The sequence below is a fragment of the Serratia bockelmannii genome (genome assembly GCF_051803255.1).
Lineage (GTDB): Bacteria > Pseudomonadota > Gammaproteobacteria > Enterobacterales > Enterobacteriaceae > Serratia > Serratia bockelmannii.
Map to the genome: position 1 here is coordinate 4,094,291 of NZ_CP196512.1, position 26,818 is coordinate 4,121,108.

A 26,818-nucleotide genomic window follows, 5' to 3' on the forward strand; every position below is an offset into this window, starting at 1 on the left:
CGGCGTCTCAGGCCTTCAGATCCGCCAACGCCGCGCCGAAGTTGATGTGCAGCACCTGCCCATCGACCACCAGCGCCGGTACACTCTGCACGCCGAGGCGCTCAGCTTCCGCCACGCGCGTTGGGCGTTCCCCCAGGTGCACCACTTCCACCTGCACGTTATCGCTCAACAGTCCCAACAGCTGCTGTTCGGCACTCACGCATACCGGGCAGCCGGCATGATAAAACACGGCCTTAGTCATCCTCATTCTCCTTGGTATTGACGGTTTCGGGCACGTTTACTTACCCATATTGTTTCGAATCGAAACAATGTGAACAGTATGCCAGCACCAATGACTTGTCAATATAGTTTTTAATCGATACTATTTACGCAGCCTGATGAGGATACGATGCTAAAACTGTTTGATCTGCTTGAACGCCTGAATAGCCTGCAACGCAGCTGGCTGCGCAGCCACGAAGAATTGGAAAGCCTGCCGCCGGTGCAGCTGAGCGCGCTCTACTATCTGGCACGCTGTAATCATTACTCCAACACGCCGATGGCCGTGGCGGAATACCTTGGCCTGACCAAGGGAACTGTGTCCCAATCGCTGAAAAAGCTGGAGCTGAACGGCATGATCGCCCGCACGGCGGACGCAAAGGATCGCCGCAGCGTGCGGCTGCGGCTGACAGAAAAATCGCGAAGTTTAATGGAGACTCTGTTTCCTCCTGCCTATCTGCAGCAGGCGCAAGACGCCATGCAGCAGGACGGCGAACAGTTGCAGGCGCTGTTAACCCAGCTGCTGCGCCAACTGCAGCGGCAGGAAAATGCGGCGCTGTTCGGCGAATGCCACCGCTGCCGCTATCACCAGCAGCGCAATGGCCAACCGTTTTGCGGCCTGACACAGGAACCGCTGCCGCTCGACAGCGTGAACCTGATCTGCCGAGAATTCGCCTAAACGATTATGCTGGCGCTTTCAACACCTTCACCAGATAGCGCCCGTCCTCCGTCAGTTTGGCGCCGTGGATGTCGGTTTCAAAACCGGGATAGCGCTCACCGATAGAGCACAGCATCAGCAGGAAATCGAGCACCGCCCGGCTCTCTTCGGTGATCATTTCTCCCGGCATCACCAGCGGCACGCCCGGCGGATAAGGCAGGATCATATTGGCCGCCACCTTGCCCACCAACTGATCCAGCTCGCAGGTTTCCACATTGCCGCGCACCTGCTCCTGGAACATCTGGTGCGGCGTCAGCTTCATTTCAGGCAGCACGTCGAACGCCCGCTGCATCAGGCGCGGCAGATCGTGTTGGCGGATCAGCCGATGAATGCCGGCAGCCAGATCCTGGATACGCATATGGCGATAAAAATCCGGATCCTCGGCGTACAGATCCGGCAGCATATTCTTCACCCGCAGGTTGAGATCGTAGGCGCGCTTGAAATCAGTCAGGCCGCGCAACAGGCTCATCGCCTTGGTTTTGTCGATGCCGATGCTGAACAGGAACAGCAGGTTGTACGGCCCGGTCTTCTCCACCACGATGCCGCGCTCGTCGAGATACTTCGCCACCAGCGCCGCCGGGATCCCCTCTTCCTCCAGCGCACCCAGCTCGTTCATGCCCGGCGTCAGGATCGTCACCTTGATCGGATCGAGGTACATATGATCGCGATCGGTCTGGCCGAAGCCGTGCCAGTTATCGTCAGGATCCAATGGCCAACACTGCGCCTCATCGATCTCCTCCGGCTGCCAAATGTCAAAGAACCAACTGTCGCTCTCCTCGCGCAGCCGCTGCACTTCACGGCGAAAATGCAGCGCGCGCTCCACCGATCGATTGATCAAGCGGCGCCCCGGGTTGCCGCGCAGCATGGCGGCGGCGGTCTCCATCGATGCCACAATGCCATAGTGCGGCGAGGTGGTGGTGTGCATCATGTAGGCTTCGTTGAAGGTGCTCTCGTCGTAGTCGCCCTTGATATGAATCATCGAGGCCTGGGAGAAGGCCGCCAGCAGCTTGTGGGTGGATTGAGTTTCGTAGATGACCTTTCCGGGCACCCGATCGCCGCTCATGCCGCTCTTGCCGTCGTAAATCGGATGGAAGTTGGTGTAAGGCACCCAGGCGGAGTCGAAGTGGATCGACGGCACTGCCAGCGTCTGCTTGATGTAGTCGGTGTTATACAGCAGGCCGTCATAGGTGGAATTGGTGATCACCGCATGCACCGGCCAGGTGGCGTTCGGGGTCTCCTGCACCCGAGCGGCGATGCTGACGCGGGTGAACTCGCGCTGCGGAATGCCGCCAAGGATGCCGTAGGCGTTGCGCAGCGGGCGCAGATAGATCGGAACGATATCGCTCATCATCAGCAAGTGGCACAGCGATTTGTGGCAGTTGCGGTCGATCAGCACCGTGCTGCCCGCCGGCGCCGAATACATGCCGACGATCTTGTTGGCGGTGGAGGTGCCGTTGGTAACCAGATAGCTCTGCTCGGCGTTGAAAGTACGCGCAATATACTCTTCGGCCTCGAGGTGCGGCCCGGTGTGATCCAACAGCGAGCCGAGCTCGGTGACCGAAATCGAAATGTCGGCCTTCAGGGTATTGGCGCCGAAAAAGTCATAGAACAGGCAGCCCACCGGGCTTTTTTGGAACGCGGTGCCGGCCATGTGGCCCGGCGTGCAGAAGGTGTACTTCCCTTCGCGCACGTAGTTGAACAGCGCCTTGGTCAGCGGCGGCGTAATGGTATCAATATATTCTGCGGTGTACTGCTGGATGCGCTGCGCGATATCGTCCGCCGCATTCAGGCCATACTCGAAGAAATAGAGCACCATGCGCATTTCATGCAGGCTGACGTCGAAGGTGGAGTGGGTATTGATAAAGGCGTACAGCGGTAGGTATTCGTTCAGCTCGTTGATCTCGCTGCACAGCTCCAGACTGTAGTCGTCCCAGTCGAAGATCACCCCACAGATGCGGGCATTGGCTTCGATCAGCTTCAGCAGGTCACCGCTGTTTTTGGGGTACACCAGTTGGAATCCCATGGTGGCCAGCGCAGCGTGGAGCTCGCGGATCGGCTCATCTTTGTAGTAGACGCCCGTCGGGCCCATGATGGCGATGATATTCATCGGCAGCTCCTGTCAGTTAACGGCCAAGTCTCTATAACACCACGAAAATCCGGCGGTGTGTAGCCAAAAAAAAACCGCCCGGAGGCGGTTTCTTGCAGCGAAGAACAGAACTCAGCAGTAGCCGTAGTTCATCAGACGCTGGTAGCGACGGTTGAGCAACTCTTCGTCGTTCAGACCATCCAGATCTTTCAGATCGGCCAGCAGCTGCGCTTTCAGCGCGGCAGCCATCGCCGGCACGTCGCGGTGCGCGGAACCCAGCGGCTCCGGGATCACCGAATCGATCAGCTTCAACTCTTTCAGACGCGGTGCGGTAATGCCCATCGCTTCTGCGGCCAGCGGCGCCTTGTCGGCACTCTTCCACAGGATGGAGGCACAGCCTTCCGGCGAAATCACCGAGTAGGTGCTGTACTGCAGCATGTTCACCTTATCGCCCACGCCGATCGCCAGCGCGCCGCCGGAGCCACCTTCGCCGATGACGGTGCAGATGACCGGGATGTTCAGACGCGACATCTCACGCAGGTTGCGCGCGATGGCTTCTGACTGGCCGCGTTCTTCCGCACCCACGCCCGGATAAGCGCCCGGAGTATCGATAAAGGTGATGAGCGGCATCTTGAAGCGTGCGGCCATTTCCATCAGGCGCAGCGCCTTACGGTAACCTTCCGGCGCCGGCATGCCGAAGTTGCGGCGGATCTTCTCTTTGGTTTCACGGCCTTTCTGGTGCCCGATGATCATCACCGGGCGGCCATCCAGGCGCGCAATGCCACCGACGATCGCTTTGTCGTCAGCGTAAGCGCGATCGCCCGCCAACTCTTCGAAGTCGGTAAAGATGTGTTTGATATAATCCAGGGTATAAGGACGGCGCGGGTGGCGTGCCAATTGGGCAATCTGCCAGGCCCCAAGATCGGCAAAAATCTTGCGCGTCAGCTCAACGCTCTTTTCACGCAGGCGCTGAACCTCTTCGTCCAGATTAATATCTAATTTTTCGTCTTGACGGCTGACTGCAGTCAGCGAGTCAATTTTCGCTTCCAGCTCTGCAATCGGCTGTTCAAAATCAAGAAAATTCAGACTCATAGCATTCCTATTTTAGTCAAATTCCAAGTCCACCTGCTCATTGCCTACCAACGTCCGCAAGTCGATCAACAAGCGGTCGGTGGGCGTCACGCGCCAGGTTGCGCCAAAACGCAGCTTGGCTCGTGCATCTTCCCGTTGATAGTAGAGATGCACTGGAATCGTCCCCGAGCGATGGGGTTCCAACGACTGACGGAGACGGTTCAAAAGCTGGTCATCAATTTGCCTGTCAGTCAGCGAGATAGCAAGCCCGCGAGCGTATTTTTCCCGGGCTTCACTGATGTCCATTACCTCGCGGGCCATCATTTTAAGCCCGCCGCTAAAGTCATCAAAGCTGACCTGTCCACTGGCGATAAGGATACGGTCTTTTTCCAACAAATGCTGGTATTTTTCTAGCGCTTCGGTGAATAGCATCACTTCCAGACGGCCCGAACGGTCATCCAGCGTGCAAATGCCGATACGGTTGCCGCGCTTGGTCACCATGACCCGCGCGGCGACCACCAACCCGACGGCGGTAGTCATTTTGCCCCGATCCGTCGGGTGCATGTCTTTCAAACGCTGGCCACCGGCGTAACGTTCGATTTCCTTCAGGTACTGGGTGATCGGGTGGCCAGTCAGGTAGAGCCCCAGCGTCTCCCGCTCACCGTCCAGCACCACCTGCTCTGGCCAGGGCGCAATATTGGCGTAGGATTGCTCCACCTGCTCCGGCGCTTCCGCCAGTACGCCAAACATATCCACCTGGCCAATAGCTTCGGCTTTCGCATGCTGATCCGCCGCTTTCAACGCGTCGCCGAGCGAATTCATCAGCGCGGCGCGGTGCGGCCCAAGGCGATCGAACGCCCCGGACATGATCAGTTTTTCCAGAATGCGGCGGTTCAGTTTCTTGATGTCAGAGCGCGCGCACAGGTCGAACAGGTCTTTGAAGTAACCTTGTTCGCCGCTATTGCGCGCCTCGATAATGGCCTCGATCGGCCCTTCCCCCACGCCCTTGATCGCGCCGATGCCATAAACGATCTCGCCGTCGTCGTTGACGTGGAAGTGATACAGGCCACTGTTGATGTCCGGCGGCAGGATCTTCAGCCCCATGCGCCAACATTCGTCCACCAGCCCAACCACTTTGTCGGTGTTGTCCATATCGGCGGTCATGACTGCCGCCATAAACTCGGCCGGGTAGTGCGCCTTCAGCCACAGCGTCTGATACGACACCAGCGCATAGGCGGCGGAGTGCGATTTGTTGAAGCCGTAACCGGCGAATTTCTCCACCAGGTCGAAGATTTTCACCGACAGTTCACCGTCGATGCCGCGCGATTTCGCGCCGTCTTCAAAGCCGCCGCGCTGCTTGGCCATTTCGACCGGGTTCTTTTTACCCATCGCACGACGCAGCATGTCCGCGCCACCCAAGGTGTAGCCGGCCAACACCTGGGCAATCTGCATCACCTGTTCCTGATACAGGATGATGCCGTAGGTCGGTTCCAGCACCGGCTTGAGCGACTCGTGCTGCCACTGAATGTCCGGGTAGGAGATCTCTTCGCGGCCGTGCTTGCGGTCGATGAAGTTATCCACCATCCCCGACTGCAGCGGCCCCGGACGGAACAGCGCCACCAGTGCGATCATGTCTTCGAAGCAGTCGGGCTTCAGGCGTTTGATCAAATCCTTCATGCCGCGCGATTCTAGCTGGAACACCGCCGTGGTTTCCGAGCGCTGCAGCATGTCGAAGCTTTTCTTGTCGTCGAGCGGAATGGCGGCGATGTCGATCGGTTCCAGCCCGGTCTTGGCGCGCCGGGCGTTGATCATTTCCAGCGCCCAGTCGATGATGGTCAGAGTACGCAGGCCGAGGAAGTCGAACTTCACCAGCCCGGCGTATTCCACGTCGTTCTTGTCGAACTGGGTCACCGGATGGTGCCCTTCGGCATCGCAGTACAGCGGCGCGAAGTCGGTGATCTTGGTCGGCGCGATCACCACGCCACCGGCGTGTTTACCGGCGTTGCGCGTCACCCCTTCCAGCTTGCGCGCCATGTCGATCAGCGCCTTGACCTCTTCGTCGGCCTCGTAAATCTCCGGCAGCTGCGGTTCGGCGGCGAAGGCTTTCTCCAGCGTCATGCCCGGATCCGGCGGCACCAGTTTGGAGATGCGATCGACGAACCCGTACGGGTGCCCCAACACGCGGCCTACGTCGCGGATAACCGCTTTCGCCGCCATGGTGCCGAAGGTGATGATCTGCGATACCGCTTCGCGGCCGTACATCTCCGCCACGTGCTCGATCACCTGGTCGCGCTTCTCCATGCAGAAGTCGACGTCGAAGTCGGGCATCGAAACACGTTCCGGGTTCAGGAAGCGTTCGAACAGCAGGTCGAATTCCAGCGGATCGAGGTCGGTGATTTTCAACGCATAGGCCACCAGAGAACCGGCGCCGGAGCCGCGCCCTGGGCCCACCGGCACGTTGTTGTCCTTCGACCACTGGATAAACTCCATCACGATCAGGAAGTAGCCGGGGAACCCCATCTGGTTGATCACCTTCAGCTCGACGTCCAGACGCTCGTCGTATTCCGGGCGGCGCTGCGCGCGCACTTCAGGATCGGGGAACAGGAACTCGAGACGCTCTTCCAGCCCTTCTTTAGATTTGAGCACCAGGAAGTCCTCGGTGCTCATATCGCCGGTTGGGAACTGCGGCAGGAAGTATTCGCCGAGGCGAATGGTGACGTTACAGCGCTTGGCGATCTCGACGCTGTTCAGCAGCGCTTCCGGGATGTCGGCGAACAGCTCGCACATCTCGTCTTCGCTGCGCATGTATTGCTGCGGGCTGTAGTTGCGTGGCCGCTTGGGATCGTCCAGCGTAAAACCGTCGTGAATGGCGACGCGAATTTCATGAGCGTCAAAATCGTCTTCCACCAGGAAGCGCACGTCGTTGGTGGCCACCACCGGCAAACCGCGCTCGGTGGCCAGCGCCACCGCCGCATGCAGATAGTTCTCTTCGTCCGGGCGGCCGGTGCGGATCAGTTCTAGGTAGTAACAGTCCGGGAAATACTGTTGGTAGAAGTCCAGGCATTGATCCACCTGCGCCTGGTTACCGCGCAGCAGGAACTTGCCGACGTCGCCCTGACGCGCGCCGGAAAGCAGGATCAGCCCTTCGCGATGTTCAATCAGCCAGTCGCGATCAATGGTCGGGCCGGCGGCGCCGTAGCCACGCTGATAGGCGCGGGAAATCAGCAGCGTCAGGTTCTGGTAGCCTTCGTTGTTGCTGGCCAGCACCGTCAGCTGAGCCAGTTCGTCGCCCAGCTCATCGCTTTGCACATGGAAATCCGCGCCGATGATCGGTTTGATCCCGGCGCCGTGCGCGCTGCCGTAGAACTTCACCAGCCCGCAGAGGTTGGTGAAATCAGTGATTGCCAGAGCAGGCATGGCTAACGCGGCGGCTCTTTTCACCAGCGGCGCCGTCTTGGCCAATCCATCAATCATGGAGTAGTCACTGTGGACGCGCAGGTGAATAAAACGAGGTTCGGCCATCTCCAGATACCTGATTGAAGGGGCTCAGCAGGCTGAGCCCGGGTTAATGCTATCGTCGAGCCCGGTCAGGCCCGCAGACTACAGCGCCAGCGCTCTTTTCACCGGCGCGAAGCTGCGGCGATGATGCTCGGTGGCGCCCAACGCAGCCAGCCGCTCCAGGTGGAGGGCGGTCGGGTAGCCTTTATGCTGCGCGAAACCGTAGTCCGGGAACTCGCTGTCCAGCTCGGCCATTTCGCGATCGCGCGTGACCTTCGCCAGAATGGACGCCGCGCTGATCTCCGCCACACGGCTGTCGCCCTTCACCACCGCCTGCGAACGCATCGGCAGGTTCGGGCAACGGTTACCGTCGATTAAAACCATGTCCGGCGCGATATGCAACCCGGCCACCGCGCGCTGCATCGCCAACATGGTGGCGTGCAAAATATTCAGCTGGTCGATTTCCGCCGGTTCGGCGCGCCCCAGGCTCCAGGAGAGCGCCTTGGCGACGATTTCGTCATACAGCGCCAGGCGGCGTTTTTCACTGAGTTTCTTGGAGTCCGCCAGACCGACGATCGGCTGCGCCGGATCGAGGATCACGGCAGCGGTGACCACCGCGCCGACCAACGGGCCGCGGCCCACTTCGTCCACACCGGCAATCAGCGTGGCAGCGGGATAGATAAAGGGTTCAATCATGCTTTCGCCAGCTCCAACACAGCCTGAGCGGCCTGTTCGTCCGCACCGCAACGAATGCTTTGGTGCAAGGTAAGGAAAGTTTGTTTCAGCGCGTCGGTTTCCGGGCTCTCTTCCAACAGTGGCATCACGGCGGCGGCCAGTTTGTCCGGCACGCAGTCATGCTGCAGCAGCTCGGTGACAATTTCGCGCCCCGCCAACAGATTCGGCAGCGAAACGTAAGGCGTTTTCACCAGCTTCTGCGCCAGCCAGAAAGTGAACGGCTTCATGCGATAGCCCACCACCATCGGGCACTTGGCCAGCATGCACTCCAGCGCCGCCGTGCCGGATGCCAGCAGCGCCGCGTCGCTGGCGATCATCGCCTCGCGCCCCTGGCCGTTCAGCAGATGTACCGTCAGATCCGGCGCAACCTCGGCCTTGATGCGCTCAAACTGCTCGCGCCGTTTGGCGTTAACCAGCGGCACCACCACTTCCAGCTCGGGATAACGCGTGCGCAGCAGCTGCGCGGTTTTGAGGAAGTCGGCGCTCAGCATCTCGACTTCGGCGCCGCGGCTGCCCGGCAGCAAAGCCAAACAGCGCGCCTGCGGAGCGATGCCAAGCTGAGCGCGCGCCGCCAACCGATCGGGCTGCAGCGGCATGGCGTCCGCCATGGTGTGGCCGATAAACCGGCAGGGGACGTTGAAACGATCGTAAAACGCTTTTTCGAAAGGGAGAAAGGCCAGCACCAAATCGGTGGCTTTGCCTATTTTGAAAACGCGCTTTTGCCGCCAGGCCCACACGGACGGGCTGACGTAGTGGATGGTGCGAATGCCGCGCTGCTTGAGGCGGCCTTCCAGCGTGATGTTGAAGTCCGGCGCGTCGATGCCGACAAACACGTCCGGCCGCAGCTCACCGAAGCGGCGAGTGAGATCCTTGCGGATCTTCAACAGGCGTGGCAAGCGCTCGAGCACTTCCACCACGCCCATGACCGCCAGCTCTTCCATTTCGTACCAGGCTTCGCAGCCTTCGGCCTGCATTAGCGGACCGGCGACGCCAACGAAACGCGCGTCGGGGATCTGCGCCTTGAGCGCGCGGATCAAACCGGCGCCGAGAATGTCACCGGAGGTTTCTCCGGCGACCAGTCCGATAGTCAATGGACGATTCGACATAGCTCAGCGAATGATGCCGCGGGTGGAACGGGTGAAGAAATCGAGGTACTGCTGCACCACCGGCTGCTCTTTGGCCAGGGCTTCGATTTCCGCCTTCGCTTCATCCAGCGTTTTTTCACTGCGATACAGGATTTTGTAGGCGTTGCGGATCGCCTGCATTTCATCCTTATCAAAACCGCGACGCTTCAGGCCGACCGCGTTGACGCCGAACGGCGTCGCGTGGTTGCCCTGCGCGATGACGAAAGGAGGCACGTCCTGAGCGACGCCGGAACAACCGCCTACCATCACATGCGCGCCGATAATGCAGAACTGGTGGATCGCCGTCATACCGCCAATGATGGCGTGATCGTCGATTTCCACATGCCCCGCCAGCGTGGCATTGTTGGCCAACACGCAAGAATTGCCGACCACACAGTCGTGGGCAACGTGCACGTTGACCATCAGCAGGTTGTCGTTGCCCACTTTGGTCAGGCCGGTGCCCTGCGCGGTGCCGCGGTGAATGGTGACGCTTTCGCGGATGCGGTTGCGATCGCCCACTTCAACGCGCGTCGGTTCGCCTGCGTATTTCAGATCCTGGTTCACTTCACCGATGGAAGCGAACTGATAAATCTGGTTATCGCAGCCAATCTTGGTAATACCGTTCACCACCACGTGGGATTTCATCACCGTGCCGGCGCCGATTTCCACCTGGGAGCCGACGTAGCAGAAAGGGCCGATATGCACGTTGGCGCCGATCACGGCGCCCTCTTCGACTATCGCGCTAGGATGGATAAAGGCGGTTTGGTCAATCACGGATTAAGCCTCCCGGCTGCGGGCACACATCATGGTTGCTTCGCAGACAATTTTACCGTCAACGGTCGCCACGCCTTTGAAGCGAGTCAGACCGCGGCGAGTTTTCTCGAAGGTGACTTCCATGACCATCTGATCGCCTGGCACCACAGGGCGCTTGAAGCGTGCTTCGTCGATACCGGCGAAGTAATACAGCTCGCCCGGCTCCAGTTTACCGACGCTTTTAAACGCCAGGATACCGGTGGCCTGCGCCATGGCTTCCAGGATCAATACGCCTGGGAAAATCGGTTTGCCAGGGAAGTGGCCCTGGAAAAACGGTTCGTTCACCGATACGTTCTTCACCGCACGCAGATATTTGTGCTCTTCAAACTCGAGGACGCGGTCGACCAGCAAGAACGGGTAACGGTGAGGAAGCAGATCCAAAATTTCTGCAATATCCAGAGTATGAGTGTCAGTAGTCAAAATACTCTTCCTGTCTCTAAAAACTGATGGCATCAACAACACGGCCTGCGCTGACCCCAAAAGGAGATCATCATGCAGGCCGCAAATTAACATCTCTTTGCGCTTTTGGTCTCACGACCAACGCGTTTCGTTTTGTACCCGCTAGGGCGGGCGGCAATGATTAGTCTTTTCCGACTTTACGTTCGACAGCTTTCAAGCGTTTGCTGATCTCATCGATATTCATCACCAACGCAGCGGTTTTACGCCAAACCTTGTTAGGCTGCAACGGAATGCCCGAAGAGTATACCCCAGGTTCGGTGATTGGTCGCATAACCATTCCCATTCCGGTGACAACCACCTTGTCGGCAATTTCCATGTGACCGTTGATCACGCTGGCACCGCCAATCTGGCAGTAGCGGCCGATTTTCAGGCTGCCGGCCATGATCACACCGCCGGCGACGGCGGTATTGTCGCCAATCACGACGTTATGTGCAATCTGGCATTGGTTGTCGATGATAACACCATTCCCGATTTGGGTGTTATCCAAAGCGCCGCGGTCAATGGTGGTGCAAGCGCCGATTTCGACGCGATCGCCGATAATCACCGTGCCCAACTGAGGGATTTTGATCCACTCGCCGCGCTCATTCGCATAGCCGAAACCGTCTGCGCCGATCACGGTGCCCGACTGGATCAGGCAACGCTGGCCGATTTCGACCGCATGATAAATCGTGACGTTCGCCCACAGACGCGTTCCCGCGCCGATGCGTGCGTGTTTGCCGATGAAGCAGCCCGGGCCGATAACCACGTTATCGCCAAGCACCGCACCCGACTCGATCACCGCGTTCGCCCCAATGGCGACGTTCTGCCCCAGCTGCGCTTCAGGTGAGATCACCGCGCTTGGCGCGATATCCTGGGCCGGCGACGGCGTGGTGTCCATCAGCTGCGCCATGCGCGCATAGGTCAGGTAAGGGTTCTTAACCACCAGCGCCGCAGCACGGCAGTGTGGTAAATCCGCTTCGGTAAGCACCACGGCGCTTGCCTGGCAGGAAGACAGCTGCTCTTGATAGCGGCTGTTTGACAAAAACGTGATTTGGCCAGGCTGTGCCGAATGCATAGAAGCAATGCCGGTGATGACGAGATCGCCATCACCGTGCAATTGTGCATCCAACTGCTGCGCTAAATCAGCCAGTCGAATTGAAAGCATGTGTTATTTAACCTGTTTCAGCACGTCAGCAGTGATATCTTTGGAAGAGTCTGCATAGGCAACGGCGTTGGCGTCGATCACCACGTCATAACCGCCTTTGCTGGCGACAGATTTCACCGCGTCCTGAATGCGGCTCAGGATCTTGTTACGCTCTTCCATCTGGCGACGACGGTTGTCCTGCTCGAAAGCCTGCGCTTTCTGAGAGAACTGCTCGCGCTGCGCCATCACGTCTTTTTCCAACTTGCTGCGATCGCTGGCTTTCATGGTAGCGCCGTCACGCTGCAGACGCTGCATTTTGGTCTGCAGGCTACGTTCCATGTTCTGGAGTTCGCTTGCACGGCCTTTAAACTCGTTTTCCAGCTGTTTAGCGACCGTTTCGCGGGCCGGCAGCTGTTGGAAAATGCTGGAGACGTTAACGACAGCGATCTTATCTGCTGCCTGAACGCCAGCTGAAGCAGCCATTGCTAAACCGAGGCCTGCGGCACACAACCACTTTTTCACTATAAACTCCTTACCATCACCCATTTGTGTCATATGACACTGAAGTACACAATTTGCCAGACTTGTCCCACCAAACAATGAGAATCATCTCCCTCTGCCGGCGGGCGCCTGGCCATTGCGATTCTTAATAACTGTTATGCCCAGAGGCGAGACCCGTTACCAGGTCTTACCGATGTTAAACTGGAACTGTTCGGACTTGTCGCCTTCGTATTTCTTGATCGGGTTGGCGTAAGAGAACACCAACGGCCCCAGTGGCGACATCCACTGCAGCGCGATACCGGCGGAAGAACGAATATTACTGGCTTTGCTGTAGTCCGGCACGCCGTACATCAGCGTTTCGTTGGTATTCTTCCACTTGGTGTCCCACACGGTACCGGCATCGATGAACAGCGACGTCCGCACCGAGTTGGCGTATTTCTCGCTGATGAACGGCGTCGGGGTGATCAGCTCCAGGCTGGCGACCGCCATGGCGTTACCGCCTACCGCGTCATCCGAGCTACAGATGCTCTGACGATCGGTCGTGCTGCCGGCGTTGAACTGACACTGGTACGAGTTGGAGTTGTAGTACACCGCCTTCGGACCAATGGTGTTGGACTGGAAGCCGCGCACGGTGCTCGAACCACCGGCATAGAAGTTCTCATAGAACGGCATTTCCTTGCCGCCCAGCCCATCCGCGTAACCCAGACGGCCGCGACCCAACAGCACCCAGGTGCGGTCGTCGTTGATCGGCACGTACTGTACGCTGTCCAGCGTCACCTTGTAGTATTCGTTGTCCGAGCCCGGAATGGTGACCTTGCCGTTCAACGTGGTGCGGTTACCCGAGGTCGGGAAGTAGCCGCGGTCCAGGTTGTTATAGGTCCAGCCCAGGTTCAGCGTAAAGTCGTCCGTCGAGTAGCTGGCGCGGTCGGTCTTGTTCGCATCCACGCCCATCGAGTCGAGGTAACGCCACATGGCGATCTGCGGCTGCATGTTCGACAGACCGTTGTGGACGTAGCCCAGGCCGGTGCGCAACGAGTTGTTTTCGTTGATCGGGAAGCCCAGCGTGCCGTCGATACCGTAACTCTTGTTGGTATAGTCCGACAGATCCGCGTCATCCGCCTTAAAGTCGTTGTAGAAGATGCGGCCGCCCAGGCTCACACCGTCAACGGTGAAGTACGGGTTGGTGACCGACAGTTCGGTATAGGTCTGGTAGTCGTTCTTGGTGCCGCTGATGCCGACCGAGTAGCCGGTACCCAACCAGTTATCCTGCTGCACGCCGGCCTGGAAGCTGACGCCGCTCTCGGTGCCGTAACCGACGCCGAAGTTAAAGGTACCGGTGTTGCGTTCTTTCACCTTATAGGTCACGTCGACCTGATCGGCGGTGCCCGGCACGCGCTGGGTTTCCACGTCAACCGTTTCGAAATAGCCCAGACGGTTCAGACGCTCTTTACCCTGCTCGACCTGCTCGTTGCCGAGCCAGGCGCCTTCCATCTGGCGCATTTCGCGACGCAGTACGGAATCCTTGCTGGTGTCGTTACCTTCGAACTTGATGCGACGCACGTAGAAGCGGTTGCCCGCGTCAACGTTGACGTGCAGCTTGACGGTTTTATCCGCGTCGTTGATCTCAGGCTGAGTGCCGACGCGCGGGTAGGCGTAACCATAACGGCCCAACATCGTTTTGATGTTGTCTTCCATTTTGGTCACCTTGCTGCCGTTGTACAGCTCGCCTGGCTCAATTTTGGTGATCTGAGCGACTTCCGCCGAGTGGCCGGCCAGGTTGCCGTTCACGACAACATCGGAAAGCTTGTACTGCTCGCCTTCGGTGATGTTGATGGTGATGTAGATGCCTTTTTTATCCGGCGTCAGGCTCACCTGGGTAGAATCGATGTTGAAGCGGGCATAGCCGCGATCCAGATAGAAGCTGCGCAGGGTTTCGAGATCGCCCGCCAGTTTCTGCTTCTGGTATTTGCGGTCGCCGACCAGGTTCCACCACGGCACTTCGTCACGCAGTTGGAAGCGTGAGATCAGTTCGTCGTTGGTGAAAGCATGGTTGCCGACGATGTTGATTTGTTGAATCTTGGCGGAGACCCCTTCCGTGAACACCAGTTTCAGGTCGACACGGTTGCGCGGCAACGGCGTGACTACGGCTTTCACCGAGGCGCTGTATTTACCGACGCTGTAGTAGAAGTCTTCCAGCCCTTTTTCAATGCTGGAGATCGTGGTGCGGTCGAGCGCCTCGCCCACCCGGACGCCGGAGGCTTCCAGGTTCTGCTTGAGCATGTCATCTTTCACCGACTTGTTGCCGGAGAAAGTGATGCTGGCGATGGTAGGACGTTCCTTCACCTGCACGATCAAGGTATTACCATCGCGCAGTACGCGCACGTCCTCGAAGTTGCCGGTGGCAAACAAGGCACGAATGGTATTACTGATGTCATCGTCAGTGACGGTATCGCCGACGCGAACCGGCATGTTGAGTAACGCCGCACCGACGGCAACTCGCTGCAGGCCTTCGAAATGAATGTCTTTCACTACGAACCCGTCTGCACCGTATACGGTGGCGCTGCCAAACAGCAGCGACGCTATGAGCAACTTTTTCATCGCCATCGTTGTTATGCGTTCTTCCTAACCTATCCCCGCCCCTAGAGGCGGGAAAAATCATTGAAAAGTGCAAGACCCATCAACAACACCAGCACGATCGAACCTATGCGGTAGCTGTAGTCCTGTACTCGCTCGGAAACCGGCCCACCCTTCAGCTTTTCTATCGCCAGGAAGAGGAGATGCCCACCATCTAACACCGGTAATGGGAACAGGTTGATGATCCCCAGGTTGACGCTAATCAACGCCAGGAACATCAGATAATACACGAATCCGACTCCGGCTGACGCCCCAGCTCCCTGTGCAATCGAGATCGGGCCACTCAGGTTGTTCAGCTTTACATCACCGGTTATTAATTTGCCCAGCATGTTGACCGTCAGCCGCATCAGCTGCCAGGTCTTGTCGCCGGCCTGATACAGCGCCGGGAACGGTCCATACTGGCGAATCGTCTTATACTCTTCCGGCAGCGGCAGCACCTTTGGAATGATGCCTGCAAACCCCACCGATTTGTCTTTTCCCACCGGCTTTGTATCCGGTATCAGCGTCAAAGACAAGGGGGCGCCGTTTCTTTCAATCTCCAAAGCCAGCGGCTGCCCCGGGCCATCGTGGATACGCTTCACCAGCGTCTGCCAACGACCCAACGGCTGACCATCGACTTTAACGATCCTGTCCCCCGCTTGTAAACCCGCCTTTTGCGCCGCCGAGTTAGGCTGCACTTCCGCCAACACGGATTCGATCTGCGGGCCGCGCGGCATAATGCCCAGCGCGACAACGGGATCCTGCTTGTCCGGTTCAAAGTTCCACTGGCGCAAATCCAGGGTTTTGGTCACCACCTGCGAAGAGCCGAACGGCGCGACGCCGACTTCGGTTTGCGCATCGCCAATCTTCGCCACCAGCGCCAGACGAACTGATTCCCAATCAGGCGTTTCGATGCCGTCAACCGACTTTAGTTCCATGCCAGACGAAATTTCGGCCTTGGCGGCGATGGATTGCGGCGCGATTTCGCCGATCACCGGGCGGAAACTCGGCACGCCGATGATGAACACCAGCCAATAGGCAAGGATAGCAAACAGGAAGTTGGCGATGGGGCCGGCGCTGATGATGGCCGCGCGCTGCCAGACGGTTTTGTTGTTAAAGGCCTGATGGCGCATTTCCGGCGCCACCGACTCCACGCGCTCGTCCAGCATCTTCACGTAACCGCCAAGCGGGATCAGAGCGATGACGTACTCGGTGCCCTGGCGATCGGTACGGCGCCACAGCGCCCGGCCGAAGCCGATGGAAAAGCGTTCAACGCGCACGCCGCAACGACGGGCAACCCAAAAGTGTCCGAACTCATGCACGGTAATCAAGATACCGAGCGCAATCAGAAACGCCACCAGGTTCCAAAGCACGCTGACCATCATCCCTCACTTTCCGTCATCGACGGATTAAAACACCAACAGCATCATGCAGGCAAACACCGGCACCGCCGCGGTCAGGCTGTCGATACGATCCAGTATGCCGCCATGACCGGGAATCAAATGCCCGCTGTCCTTGATGCCCGCTTCGCGTTTGAACATGCTTTCGGTCAAATCGCCCAGCACCGAAGCCAGCGCGGCGATCACCGAACAGGCCAGCAGCGTGGTCGGCACCACGTTCAGCGGCGCATAGCGGCCGAACAGCCACGAGATCACCGCCGACGTCAGCAGCCCGCCGATCAACCCTTCCCAGGTTTTACCCGGCGAGACCTTCGGTGCCAGTTTATGCTTGCCGAACAGCTTGCCGAACATGTAGGCGCCGGAATCCGCGCCCCACACCAGCAGCATCACGTACAGCAGCCACCAGGCGCCGGTAAACGGATTTTGCTCGTAGCCGAACTGGCGCAGCGCCAGCATGCCCCAGAAGAACGGCACGATGGTCAGCAAGCCGAACAGCAGGCGCAGCGGGCGCGAATTGCGCCAGATAGAGGCCGAGCCGGGATAGAACAACACCAGCAGCAACGCCGCCAGCCACCAGGCCAGCGACAGCCACAGCGAGCCGCTTATCTGCGGCACGGATTGATGGTAAGCGGGGACGCTGAGCATCATCAACGCCAGCAGAAAACCGCACAGTATCGCCAACCAGATGCGCTGCGAACGGGAGGTAAAACCGGCCAATTGGCCCCACTCCCAGGCTGCTAACATGCACACGACGAGCGTTACCAGAGCAAAGGCCAGCGGCGGCAACAGGAACAGCGCCGCGATAACGATCGGGATTAAAATCAGAGCAGTTATGAGGCGATACTTCAGCAAAAGTTCTCCCTAGGACGCATCGGCGCCGATAGGTGTTGTTCCCCCGAAGCGGCGCTCACGTTGTGCAAATGCATTCAGCGCACCTTCAAAGACAAGTTCATCGAAATCAGGCCAGAGCACATCAGTAAAGTAAAGTTCAGCATAGGCGATTTGCCACAGCAGGAAGTTACTGATGCGATGCTCGCCACCGGTGCGGATAACCAGATCCACCGGCGCCAGGTCGCTCATGCAAACCCGCTCGCTCAATAATTCCTCGCTGATCTGATCCGGGTGCAACTCCCCTACCCGTACCTGTTCGGCCAGTTCCCTTACTCCCTGAATGATATCCCAACGGCCACCGTAGTTGGCAGCGATATTGAGCGTCAGGCCATCGTTATTTTCCGTCAGTGCTTCAGAGCGGCGGATCCGCTCCTGCAAACGCGCGCTGAATCGGCTGATATCGCCGATCACCCGCAGCCTGACGTTATGTTTATGCAGGCTTTTTACTTCACTATCCAGAGCGCGGACAAAAAGCTCCATCAGGGCGGAGACTTCCTGCACCGGACGGTTCCAGTTTTCGCTGCTGAAGGCATAAAGCGTGAGTGCATCTAAATGGTGGCTGGCGGCAAAACTGACCGCGCGGCGAACCGATTTCACCCCTGCTTTATGACCGAAGACACGTAACTTGCCCTGACGTTTGGCCCAGCGTCCGTTACCGTCCATGATAATGGCGACATGGCGCGGCCCCTGGGAAGATGGATTAGCCTCTTGTTGGTTTGCGGACGACATAACTCGTACTTATTTCCTCAGTAGAAATATAACTGCCTTTCCGGAACATCAGGCCCTTACGCGCAAAAAAAGCCGTGTGCCCGACACGGCTTTCAGCCTGCCCTCGCGATACCCGGCACAGCCGGGCCGCCATTGGCGCACAGAGCGCCAATCGGGCCATAATTCAACGGTATAACCGCTGACAGGTGGCGCAGACTATACCACCTCAGCGGGGCATGAACAAACGGCCCCGCTGCGGCACGCGCGAATTACGAGCAAAATCGGATAATCGCCGTGATCAGCCGCACAACGCGCGAACGCGCTCCTCGGCAGCGGCGCGCGCCTGACGGTCAATGTCTAAGACCGCGTCGATGCAGGTCGGTTCCTGCAGCGCGAGACGTTCCACCACCTGGCGGTTGACCGCGGCAATGTCGGTAAAGCGGATCTGCTGCTGCAAAAATGCCGCCACGGCGATTTCGTTGGCCGCGTTCAGCGCGGTGGTCGCCGCCTGACCGGCCTCGAACGCCTCGATCGCCAAGTACAGGCAAGGATAACGTTCGCGTTCCGGTTCGGCGAAGGTCAGCGAACCGATGCGGCAGAAGTCCAGCGCTTCCACGCCGGAGTTCACGCGCTGCGGATACGCCATCGCGTGGGCGATCGGCGTGCGCATATCCGGCGTCCCCAACTGCGCCAGCACGCTGCCGTCGGCATAGCGCACCATCGAGTGAATCACCGACTGCGGGTGCAGGATCACTTCCATTTGCTCGGCCGAGGCGTTAAACAGCCAGCGGGCCTCAATGTATTCCAGACCTTTGTTCATCATGGTGGCGGAATCCACCGAGATCTTGCGGCCCATCGACCAGTTCGGGTGGGCGCAGGCTTGATCCGGCGTCATCGCGGCGAACTGTTCCAACGGCGTGGTGCGGAACGGGCCGCCGGAACCGGTAAGCACGATGCGCGAAACACCATGACTGTCCAGTGAAGAGTATCCCAACTGACGCTGAATGTTCTCAGGCAAACTCTGAAAAATCGCGTTGTGCTCGCTGTCGAGCGGCAGCAGTTGCGCCTGGCTTTGCCGCACCGCGTCCATAAACAGACGGCCGCAGGTGACCAGCGATTCTTTGTTGGCCAGCAGTACCTGTTTGCCGGCGCGGATCGCCGCCAGCGTCGGCAACAGCCCCGCAGCGCCGACGATGGCCGCCGTCACTTGATCGACGTCATCCAACGCTGCCAGCTCGCAGGCCGCTTGTTCTCCGGCCAAGACTTCGGTAACGACACCGTTTTCCGCCAGGACAGCGCGCAGCTCGCGCGCAGCGTTTTCATCCGCCATCGCGGCGAAGGCGGGCCGGAATTCCATGCATTGCTGCGCCATGACCGCGACGTTACGGCCGGCCACCAGCGCTTTGATCGCAAAACGGTCGGGATTCGCCCTGACCACGGCCAGGGTACTGGTCCCTACCGAGCCGGTCGAGCCAAGAATGGTCAGTTGCTTCATGAGTTCACTCTGAATAACTGTCTGATGAGATCGGAGGTGTTCCAGTGTGGAACCTTGGACACCGCTTGTCCATGATCTTTCAGTACGATGAAACGGGATCTGCGCCACAAAAAACAAAGCGCCGCCCAGGCGACGCTTTCTTTCTGCGCGATGCTGATTAGAAATCCATCAGCTCTTTTTCTTTCTCCGCCAGCGCGGCGTCGACCAGCTTGATGTAAGCGTCGGTCATTTTCTGAATCTCGTCTTGTGAGCGACGTTCTTCGTCTTCGCTGATCTCTTTGTCTTTCAGCAGCGCCTTGACCTTGTCGTTGGCGTCACGACGCACGTTACGCACCGCTACGCGACCCTGCTCGGCTTCGCCGCGCACGATCTTGATCAGATCCTTACGACGCTCTTCGGTCAGCGGAGGCAGCGGAACGCGAATGTCAGAACCGGCGGAAGACGGGTTGAGGCCCAGATCGGAGCTCATGATCGCTTTCTCAACGGCCTGGCTCAGGCTGCGGTCGAACACGTTGATTTTCAGCGTGCGGGAGTCTTCTACGGTTACGTTGGCCAGCTGACGCAGCGGCGTAGCGGCGCCGTAGTATTCCACCATGATGCCGTCCAGAATGCTTGGAGAAGCGCGGCCGGTGCGGATCTTGCTGATTTGGTTTTTGAATGCTTCTACGCTTTTTTCCATGCGTGAATCAGCATCTTTTCTGATTTCATTAGTCACGTTGCAAACCCTTGGAAGCTGGTTACTTGGCAGGCGATACTCAAGTATAGCCCGTAATCGTACTCGAAGAGCGCGCGGCGCCTGGCGTCACGCGCTCCGAAAAAGGGGTGCGAACAGCCTTATTTGCTGATCAGCGTACCTTCGTTCTCACCCATCACCACGCGGCGCAGTGCGCCAGGCTTGTTCATGTTGAACACGCGGATCGGCAGACCGTGATCGCGGGCCAGCGTAAACGCCGCCAGATCCATCACTTTCAGCTCGCGCTCCAGCACGTCCTGATAGGTTAATTGTTCATACAGCGTCGCATCCGGGTTTTTCACCGGATCGGCGGAGTATACGCCATCCACTTTGGTGGCTTTCAGCACCACGTCGGCTTCGATCTCGATACCGCGCAGGCAAGCGGCGGAATCGGTGGTGAAGAACGGGTTGCCGGTACCGGCGGAGAAGATCACCACGCGGTTGTTGCGCAGCAGGCTGATCGCCTCTGCCCAGCTGTAATTATCACACACGCCGTTCAGCGGGATCGCCGACATCAGGCGGGCGTTCACATAGGCACGGTGCAGTGCATCACGCATAGCCAGGCCGTTCATCACGGTAGCCAGCATTCCCATGTGGTCGCCCACTACGCGGTTCATGCCGGCTTGCGCCAGGCCCGCGCCGCGGAACAAGTTCCCGCCGCCAATAACTACACCGACCTGAATTCCCAGTTCGACCAGCTCTTTCACTTCCTGAGCCATGCGATCCAAAACGCTGGCGTCGATACCAAAACCTTCTGCACCTTGCAGGGCTTCGCCACTCAGTTTAAGCAGAATACGCTGATATACGGGTTTTGCATTGGTTGCCATGGTGTTCTGTCCTAAGAAGCAGTATTAGTATTGGGGATTTCAGCCGATGAAACGCGCCTGAGGTGAGTATCACGCTGCAGGGCCTGCCACCGGTGTAATTCTGGCTGGATAGTATGGAACCGCCAGACGGCGGTTCCATCGACAGTCATTAAGACTGTTTGCTCATCGCGGCAACTTCAGCAGCGAAGTCGGTTTCGACTTTCTCGATGCCTTCGCCCACTTCGAAGCGAATGAAGTTGGTCACGTCAGCGTTGTGCTCTTTCAGCACCTGAGCAACAGATTTGCTCGGATCCATAACGAAAGGCTGACCGGTCAGAGAAACTTCGCCGGTGAATTTCTTCATGCGGCCTTCAACCATTTTCTCTGCGATTTCTTTCGGCTTGCCTGACTGCATGGCGATGTCCAGCTGAACCTGGTACTCTTTTTCTACCACTTCAGCAGACACGTCTTCTGGCTTCACGAACTCTGGCTTGCTCGCCGCAATGTGCATTGCGATTTGCTTGACCAGCTCGTCGTCAGCGCCTTTAGCCGCAACCAGAACGCCGATACGCGCGCCGTGCAGGTAGCTGCCCAGCACGTCGCCTTCCAGGGAAGCAACGCGGCGAATGTTGATGTTTTCACCGATTTTTGCCACCAGCGCTACGCGCTCTTCTTCGAACTGTGCTTTCAGCACGTCAACGTCAGTGATTTTGCCGGCCATAGCGGCATCCAGCACTTTGTCGGCGAACGCCTGGAAACCGGCGTCTTTCGCGACGAAGTCAGTCTGGCAGTTAACTTCCAGAATGATGCCGTAGTTGCCTTCGATCTTGGTTTTGATCACGCCGTCAGCAGCTACGTTGCCTGCTTTTTTAGCGGCTTTGATCGCACCGGACTTACGCATGTTTTCGATTGCCAGTTCGATGTCGCCGTTGGATTCAACCAGCGCCTTCTTGCAATCCATCATGCCAGCGCCGGTACGCTCGCGCAGTTCTTTTACCAGGGCAGCGGTAATATCAGCCATTTATTTTTCCTCGGTTATCTCGCGTGGAGACAGTTCTCATTCAGATAAGCAAAGGGGGCCTTTACAGGCCCCCCTAACCAACATATGTCAATACCTGGTTAATAAGGGCTCAGTGACGAGCTTGCCTTATTATTCAGCTTCTACGAAGCCTTCTTCCGCCTGAACGGCCAGATCTTGAGAACGACCTTCACGCACAGCGGCAGCAACAGCAGTCAGGTACAGGTTTACTGCACGGATTGCGTCGTCGTTACCAGGGATGATGAAGTCAACGCCGTCTGGGTTGGAGTTGGTATCAACGATAGAGAATACCGGGATACCCAGGTTGTTGGCTTCTTTGATCGCGATGTGCTCGTGATCGGCATCGATAACGAACAGTGCGTCTGGCAGACCGCCCATATCCTTGATACCGCCCAGGGAGTTTTCCAGCTTGGCCAGTTCACGAGTGCGCATCAGCGCTTCTTTCTTGGTCAGCTTGTCCAGGGTGCCGTCTTGAGACTGGATTTCCAGATCTTTCAAACGCTTGATGGACTGACGAACGGTTTTCCAGTTAGTCAGCATGCCACCCAACCAGCGGTGGTTCACGAAGAACTGGTCACAGCTGTTCGCAGCGTCTTTTACCGCTTCGCTTGCTGCGCGTTTGGTACCAACGAACAGGATCTTGCCTTTACGGGAAGAGATCTTGCTCAGTTCAGCCAGAGCGGCGTTGAACATTGGTACGGTCTGCTCCAGGTTGATGATGTGAACCTTGTTACGAGCGCCGAAGATGAAAGGCTTCATTTTCGGGTTCCAGTAACGGGTCTGGTGACCAAAGTGAACACCAGCCTTGAGCATGTCGCGCATGGAAACAGTTGCCATGATTAAACCTCTATAGATTAATTGGGGTTATGCCTCCACGTATCCCATAACGCCGACCCTGGCGGCGACAAGTCACCTCAGGGCACCCCGGCGGATGTGCCGATACGTGTGTGTTATTTACACAAAATGAGTGCAGTTAAAGTATTTTCGGCCAATTCCTGCCAGGTCACAAGAACCAAGTCGCGGATCGCCGGCGCGCTTTATACCATAAACCCGCTGCCGACACCAACTTTTGTTGCTTTTCGCCGGGCGTCGGGAAATGAAATTTGGCAGCCTCCGGCCGGGCTGATACCATAAGTCACTGCTTCTTATTGTCGACGATAACGACACCTGCGGACAAATTTCATGGCAATCTCAATTAAAACACCTGATGACATCCAAAAAATGCGCGTGGCCGGCCGCCTGGCCGCCGAAGTGCTGGAGATCATCGAGCCGCACGTCAAACCTGGCGTGACCACCGGCGAGCTGGACCGTATCTGTCACGAGTACATCACCAACGAGCAGCAGGCCATTTCCGCCTGCCTCGGCTATCACGGCTTCCCGAAATCCGTGTGTATATCGGTGAACGAAGTGGTGTGCCACGGCATCCCGAGCGACGACAAAACGCTGAAAGACGGCGACATCGTCAATATCGACGTGACCGTGATTAAAGACGGTTTCCATGGCGACACCTCTAAGATGTTCATCGTCGGCAAACCGACCATTCTGGGCGAGCGCCTGTGCCGCGTCACTCAGGAAAGCCTGTATCTGGCGCTGAAGATGGTCAAACCGGGCATCCGTCTGCGCACCCTGGGCAAGGCTATTCAGCAATTCGTCGAAGCCGAGAAGTTCTCCGTGGTGCGCGAGTACTGCGGCCACGGCATCGGCGAAGTGTTCCACGAAGAGCCGCAGGTGCTGCACTATGACGCGGACGACGGCGGCGTGGTGCTGCAGGCGGGCATGGCTTTCACCATCGAACCGATGGTCAACGCCGGCGACTACCGCATCCGCACCATGAAAGACGGCTGGACGGTAAAAACCAAAGATCGCAGCTTGTCGGCGCAGTATGAGCATACTATTGTGGTCACTGATAACGGCTGCGAAATAATGACGTTGCGCAAGGATGACACCATCCCCAACATCATTACGCACGAGATGTAAGCACCGCGGCGAACGCCGCGTGCAGAATATCACCAGGCCGGCTTATGCCGGCCTTTTTTATGGGCTGCGCACTATGTCTGACAATCTCCTTCAACAGGCGGCCCCGGCCGTGCCGATGCCACCCGTCTCTCCCAGCGCCTACGGCGACGACGACCTCACCTGCCTGGTGCTGAAACAGCGGCTGGAGCAGTTTCAGCTGTGGCTGGCGGCGGCGTTCGACGCCGGCTCCAGCGCCGAAAGCCTAGTGGCGGCGCGCAGCGACTTCATCGATCGCCTGCTGCGCCGGCTGTGGACCTTCTACGGCTTCGAAGATATCCCGGAAACCGCGCTGGTGGCGGTCGGCGGCTACGGCCGCGGCGAACTGCATCCGCTGTCGGACATCGACGTGCTGGTGCTCAGCCAGCGCCGGCTGACGGAACAGCAGTCGCAGCGGGTCGGCGAATTCATCACCCTGCTGTGGGATCTCAAGCTGGAGGTGGGCCACAGCGTGCGCACCCTGGAAGAGTGTCTGCTGGAAGGGCTGGCGGATCTGACCGTGGCCACCAACCTGATCGAATCGCGCATGATCTGCGGCGACGTCGCGCTGTTCCTGCAGATGCAAAAACACATCTTCAGCGACGGCTTTTGGCCTTCGCCGCAGTTTTTCCACGCCAAGATCAACGAGCAGCAGGAACGCCACCAGCGCTACCATGGCACCAGCTATAACCTGGAACCGGATATCAAAAGCAGCCCCGGCGGCCTGCGCGATATCCACACGCTGCTGTGGGTGGCGCGCCGCCACTTCGGTGCCACCTCGCTGGACGAAATGGTCGGTTTCGGTTTCCTCACCCAGGCCGAGCGCAACGAACTGAACGAATGTCAGAGCTTCCTGTGGCGCATCCGCTTTGCGCTGCATCTGGTGCTGCCGCGTTACGACAACCGTCTGCTGTTCGATCGTCAGCTCAACGTGGCGCAGCTGCTGCGCTATGAAGGTGAAGGCAACGAGCCGGTCGAACGCATGATGAAAGACTTCTACCGCATGACGCGGCGCGTCAGCGAGCTGAACCACATGCTGCTGCAGCTGTTCGACGAGGCCATCCTGGCGCTGGACGCCACCGAGAAACCGCGTCCGCTGAACGACGATTTCCAGCTGCGCGGCGATCTGATCGATCTGCGTGACGAAACGCTGTTCATCCGCGAGCCGCAAGCCATCATGCGCATGTTCTACCTGATGGTGCGCAACCGCGAGATCAAAGGCATTTACTCCACCACCGTGCGCCAGCTGCGCCACGCGCGCCGTCACCTGAAACAGCCGCTGTGCACCATCCCGGAAGCGCGCGATCTGTTTATGGCCATCCTGCGCCACCCCGGCGCGGTGTCGCGCGCGCTGGTGCCGATGCACCGTCACAGTGTGCTATGGGCTTATATGCCGCAGTGGGGCAAGATCGTCGGGCAGATGCAGTTCGATCTGTTCCACGCCTATACCGTCGACGAGCACACTATCCGGGTGCTGCAGAAGCTGGAGAGCTTCGCCGATGCGCAAACCCGGCCGCGCCATCCGCTGTGCGTGGAGCTGTATCCGCGCCTGCCGCACCCGGAACTGCTGCTGCTGGCGGCCTTGTTCCACGATATCGCCAAAGGGCGCGGCGGCGATCACTCGATCCTCGGCGCGGAGGACGTGGTCGAGTTCGCCGAGCTGCACGGTCTCAACTCGCGAGAAACCCAACTGGTGGCCTGGCTGGTGCGCTGCCACCTGCTGATGTCGGTCACCGCGCAGCGCCGCGATATCCAGGATCCGACGGTGATCCAGCAGTTCAGCAGCGAAGTGCAGAGCGAAACTCGCCTGCGCTACCTGGTATGCCTGACGGTGGCGGATATCTGCGCCACCAACGAAACCCTGTGGAACAGCTGGAAGCAGAGCCTGTTGCGCGAGCTGTATTTCGCCACCGAGAAACAGCTGCGCCGCGGCATGCAAAACAGCCCGGATCTGCGCGAACGCGTGCGCCACCATCGGCTGCAGGCGCTGGCGCTGCTGCGCATGGACAACATCGACGAAGAGGCGCTGCACCGCATCTGGAGCCGCTGCCGCGCCGACTATTTCCTGCGCCACTCGCCGAATCAGCTGGCCTGGCACGCTCGCCATCTGCTTGCCCACGATTCCACCCAGCCGCTGGTGCTGGTCAGCCGCCAGGCGACGCGCGGCGGCACCGAGATCTTCATCTGGAGCCCGGATCGTCCTTATCTGTTCGCCGCCGTCGCCGGGGAGATGGATCGCCGCAACCTGAGCGTGCACGACGCACAGATCTTCACTAACCGCGACGGTATGGCGATGGACACCTTTATCGTGCTGGAACCGGACGGCAGCCCGCTGGCGCAGGATCGCCACGCGGCGATCCGTCAGGCGCTGCTACAGGCCATCACCCAACGAGAGTATCAGCCGCCGCGTGTGCGCCGCCCCTCTTCCAAGCTGCGCCACTTCAGCGTGCCGACCGAGGTCACCTTCCTGCCGACCCACACCGATCGCCGCAGCTACCTGGAGCTGACGGCGCTCGACCAACCCGGCCTGCTGGCGCGGGTGGGCGAAGTGTTCGCCGACCTGGGGCTGTCGCTGCACGGCGCGCGCATTTCCACCATCGGCGAGCGGGTCGAGGATTTGTTTATTCTGGCCGACGGCGAGCGGCGCGCGCTCGACCAAGAAACGCGCAGAAAGTTGGAGCAACGGTTGACAGAGGCCCTCACCCCGAACGATAAAATGTGATACAAGTAACTTTTTACCGACAACATCAGGAAAGAG

Annotated in this window: 22 protein-coding genes; 3 read left to right on the forward strand and 19 right to left on the reverse strand. The window is 58.6% G+C overall.

What is annotated here, in order from left to right; genetic code table 11:
* Nucleotides 1–7 precede the first annotated feature (7 nt).
* Nucleotides 8–241 carry a glutaredoxin domain-containing protein gene (locus ACSJLU_RS19555; RefSeq protein WP_025304024.1) on the reverse strand — a complete coding sequence of 78 codons (234 nt, stop codon included), beginning with the start codon at nt 239–241 and terminating at the stop codon, nt 8–10.
* A 147-nt stretch (nt 242–388) separates the two neighbouring features.
* On the opposite strand from ACSJLU_RS19555, the gene ACSJLU_RS19560 reads away from it, so the two are divergent.
* The gene (locus ACSJLU_RS19560) at nt 389–934 is read left to right on the forward strand and encodes a MarR family winged helix-turn-helix transcriptional regulator (protein ID WP_025304025.1); all 546 of its coding nucleotides are present in this window, start codon (nt 389–391) and stop codon (nt 932–934) included.
* A gap of 4 nt (nt 935–938) precedes the next feature.
* Here ACSJLU_RS19560 and ACSJLU_RS19565 read toward each other — a convergent pair whose 3' ends face one another.
* The 18 genes from ACSJLU_RS19565 to rpsB form a co-directional block, all read right to left on the reverse strand.
* On the reverse strand, nt 939–3,080 hold the full coding sequence (locus tag ACSJLU_RS19565) for a lysine decarboxylase LdcC (protein ID WP_380828007.1): 2,142 nt from the start codon (nt 3,078–3,080) through the stop codon (nt 939–941).
* Nucleotides 3,081–3,191: 111 nt separating this feature from the next.
* Nucleotides 3,192–4,151, reverse strand: a complete 960-nt coding sequence (gene accA / locus ACSJLU_RS19570) for an acetyl-CoA carboxylase carboxyl transferase subunit alpha (protein ID WP_019455765.1) — start codon at nt 4,149–4,151, stop codon at nt 3,192–3,194.
* A gap of 12 nt (nt 4,152–4,163) precedes the next feature.
* Complete coding sequence (gene dnaE, locus ACSJLU_RS19575; RefSeq protein ID WP_025304027.1) at nt 4,164–7,652, reverse strand: DNA polymerase III subunit alpha; 3,489 nt, start codon at nt 7,650–7,652, stop codon at nt 4,164–4,166.
* A gap of 78 nt (nt 7,653–7,730) precedes the next feature.
* Nucleotides 7,731–8,324 carry a ribonuclease HII gene (gene rnhB, locus ACSJLU_RS19580; RefSeq protein WP_025304028.1) on the reverse strand — a complete coding sequence of 198 codons (594 nt, stop codon included), beginning with the start codon at nt 8,322–8,324 and terminating at the stop codon, nt 7,731–7,733.
* Complete coding sequence (lpxB, locus tag ACSJLU_RS19585; RefSeq protein WP_004931967.1) at nt 8,321–9,469, reverse strand: lipid-A-disaccharide synthase; 1,149 nt, start codon at nt 9,467–9,469, stop codon at nt 8,321–8,323. The genes rnhB and lpxB overlap by 4 nt, the downstream gene beginning before the upstream one ends.
* Before the next feature lie 3 nt (nt 9,470–9,472).
* Nucleotides 9,473–10,261, reverse strand: coding sequence for an acyl-ACP--UDP-N-acetylglucosamine O-acyltransferase (lpxA, locus tag ACSJLU_RS19590; protein WP_342096769.1), 789 nt, complete (start codon nt 10,259–10,261; stop codon nt 9,473–9,475).
* Nucleotides 10,262–10,264: 3 nt separating this feature from the next.
* Nucleotides 10,265–10,720 carry a 3-hydroxyacyl-ACP dehydratase FabZ gene (fabZ, locus tag ACSJLU_RS19595; protein WP_004931962.1) on the reverse strand — a complete coding sequence of 152 codons (456 nt, stop codon included), beginning with the start codon at nt 10,718–10,720 and terminating at the stop codon, nt 10,265–10,267.
* Between the two features lie 160 nt (nt 10,721–10,880).
* A complete protein-coding gene (gene lpxD, locus ACSJLU_RS19600) occupies nt 10,881–11,903 on the reverse strand; it encodes a UDP-3-O-(3-hydroxymyristoyl)glucosamine N-acyltransferase (protein WP_025304030.1) in 1,023 nt (340 codons plus the stop codon).
* Nucleotides 11,904–11,906: 3 nt separating this feature from the next.
* Nucleotides 11,907–12,404 (reverse strand): molecular chaperone Skp, encoded by a 498-nt coding sequence (gene skp, locus ACSJLU_RS19605; RefSeq protein ID WP_025304031.1) that lies wholly within the window; start codon nt 12,402–12,404, stop codon nt 11,907–11,909.
* 156 nt (nt 12,405–12,560) lie between these two features.
* Nucleotides 12,561–14,987 (reverse strand): outer membrane protein assembly factor BamA, encoded by a 2,427-nt coding sequence (gene bamA, locus ACSJLU_RS19610; RefSeq protein ID WP_033639522.1) that lies wholly within the window; start codon nt 14,985–14,987, stop codon nt 12,561–12,563.
* Between the two features lie 35 nt (nt 14,988–15,022).
* Nucleotides 15,023–16,378, reverse strand: a complete 1,356-nt coding sequence (gene rseP, locus ACSJLU_RS19615; RefSeq protein WP_025304033.1) for a sigma E protease regulator RseP — start codon at nt 16,376–16,378, stop codon at nt 15,023–15,025.
* A gap of 27 nt (nt 16,379–16,405) precedes the next feature.
* On the reverse strand, nt 16,406–17,248 hold the full coding sequence (gene cdsA / locus ACSJLU_RS19620) for a phosphatidate cytidylyltransferase (RefSeq protein WP_025304034.1): 843 nt from the start codon (nt 17,246–17,248) through the stop codon (nt 16,406–16,408).
* A gap of 9 nt (nt 17,249–17,257) precedes the next feature.
* Entirely contained in the window at nt 17,258–18,016 is a 759-nt protein-coding gene (gene ispU, locus ACSJLU_RS19625) for a (2E,6E)-farnesyl-diphosphate-specific ditrans,polycis-undecaprenyl-diphosphate synthase (RefSeq protein ID WP_025304035.1), read from the reverse strand.
* A gap of 277 nt (nt 18,017–18,293) precedes the next feature.
* Nucleotides 18,294–19,490, reverse strand: a complete 1,197-nt coding sequence (ispC, locus tag ACSJLU_RS19630) for a 1-deoxy-D-xylulose-5-phosphate reductoisomerase (RefSeq protein WP_049206171.1) — start codon at nt 19,488–19,490, stop codon at nt 18,294–18,296.
* 157 nt (nt 19,491–19,647) lie between these two features.
* The gene (gene frr / locus ACSJLU_RS19635) at nt 19,648–20,205 is read right to left on the reverse strand and encodes a ribosome recycling factor (protein ID WP_004931943.1); all 558 of its coding nucleotides are present in this window, start codon (nt 20,203–20,205) and stop codon (nt 19,648–19,650) included.
* 119 nt (nt 20,206–20,324) lie between these two features.
* Entirely contained in the window at nt 20,325–21,050 is a 726-nt protein-coding gene (gene pyrH, locus ACSJLU_RS19640; RefSeq protein ID WP_004931940.1) for a UMP kinase, read from the reverse strand.
* 148 nt (nt 21,051–21,198) lie between these two features.
* The gene (gene tsf / locus ACSJLU_RS19645) at nt 21,199–22,050 is read right to left on the reverse strand and encodes a translation elongation factor Ts (RefSeq protein WP_025304037.1); all 852 of its coding nucleotides are present in this window, start codon (nt 22,048–22,050) and stop codon (nt 21,199–21,201) included.
* Between the two features lie 129 nt (nt 22,051–22,179).
* Nucleotides 22,180–22,905, reverse strand: a complete 726-nt coding sequence (gene rpsB, locus ACSJLU_RS19650; RefSeq protein ID WP_016929891.1) for a 30S ribosomal protein S2 — start codon at nt 22,903–22,905, stop codon at nt 22,180–22,182.
* A 345-nt stretch (nt 22,906–23,250) separates the two neighbouring features.
* On the opposite strand from rpsB, the gene map reads away from it, so the two are divergent.
* Together map and glnD are read left to right on the forward strand one after the other, a co-directional pair.
* A complete protein-coding gene (gene map / locus ACSJLU_RS19655; protein WP_004931936.1) occupies nt 23,251–24,045 on the forward strand; it encodes a type I methionyl aminopeptidase in 795 nt (264 codons plus the stop codon).
* A gap of 73 nt (nt 24,046–24,118) precedes the next feature.
* On the forward strand, nt 24,119–26,782 hold the full coding sequence (gene glnD / locus ACSJLU_RS19660) for a bifunctional uridylyltransferase/uridylyl-removing protein GlnD (protein ID WP_043139899.1): 2,664 nt from the start codon (nt 24,119–24,121) through the stop codon (nt 26,780–26,782).
* Nucleotides 26,783–26,818: the final 36 nt, after the last annotated feature.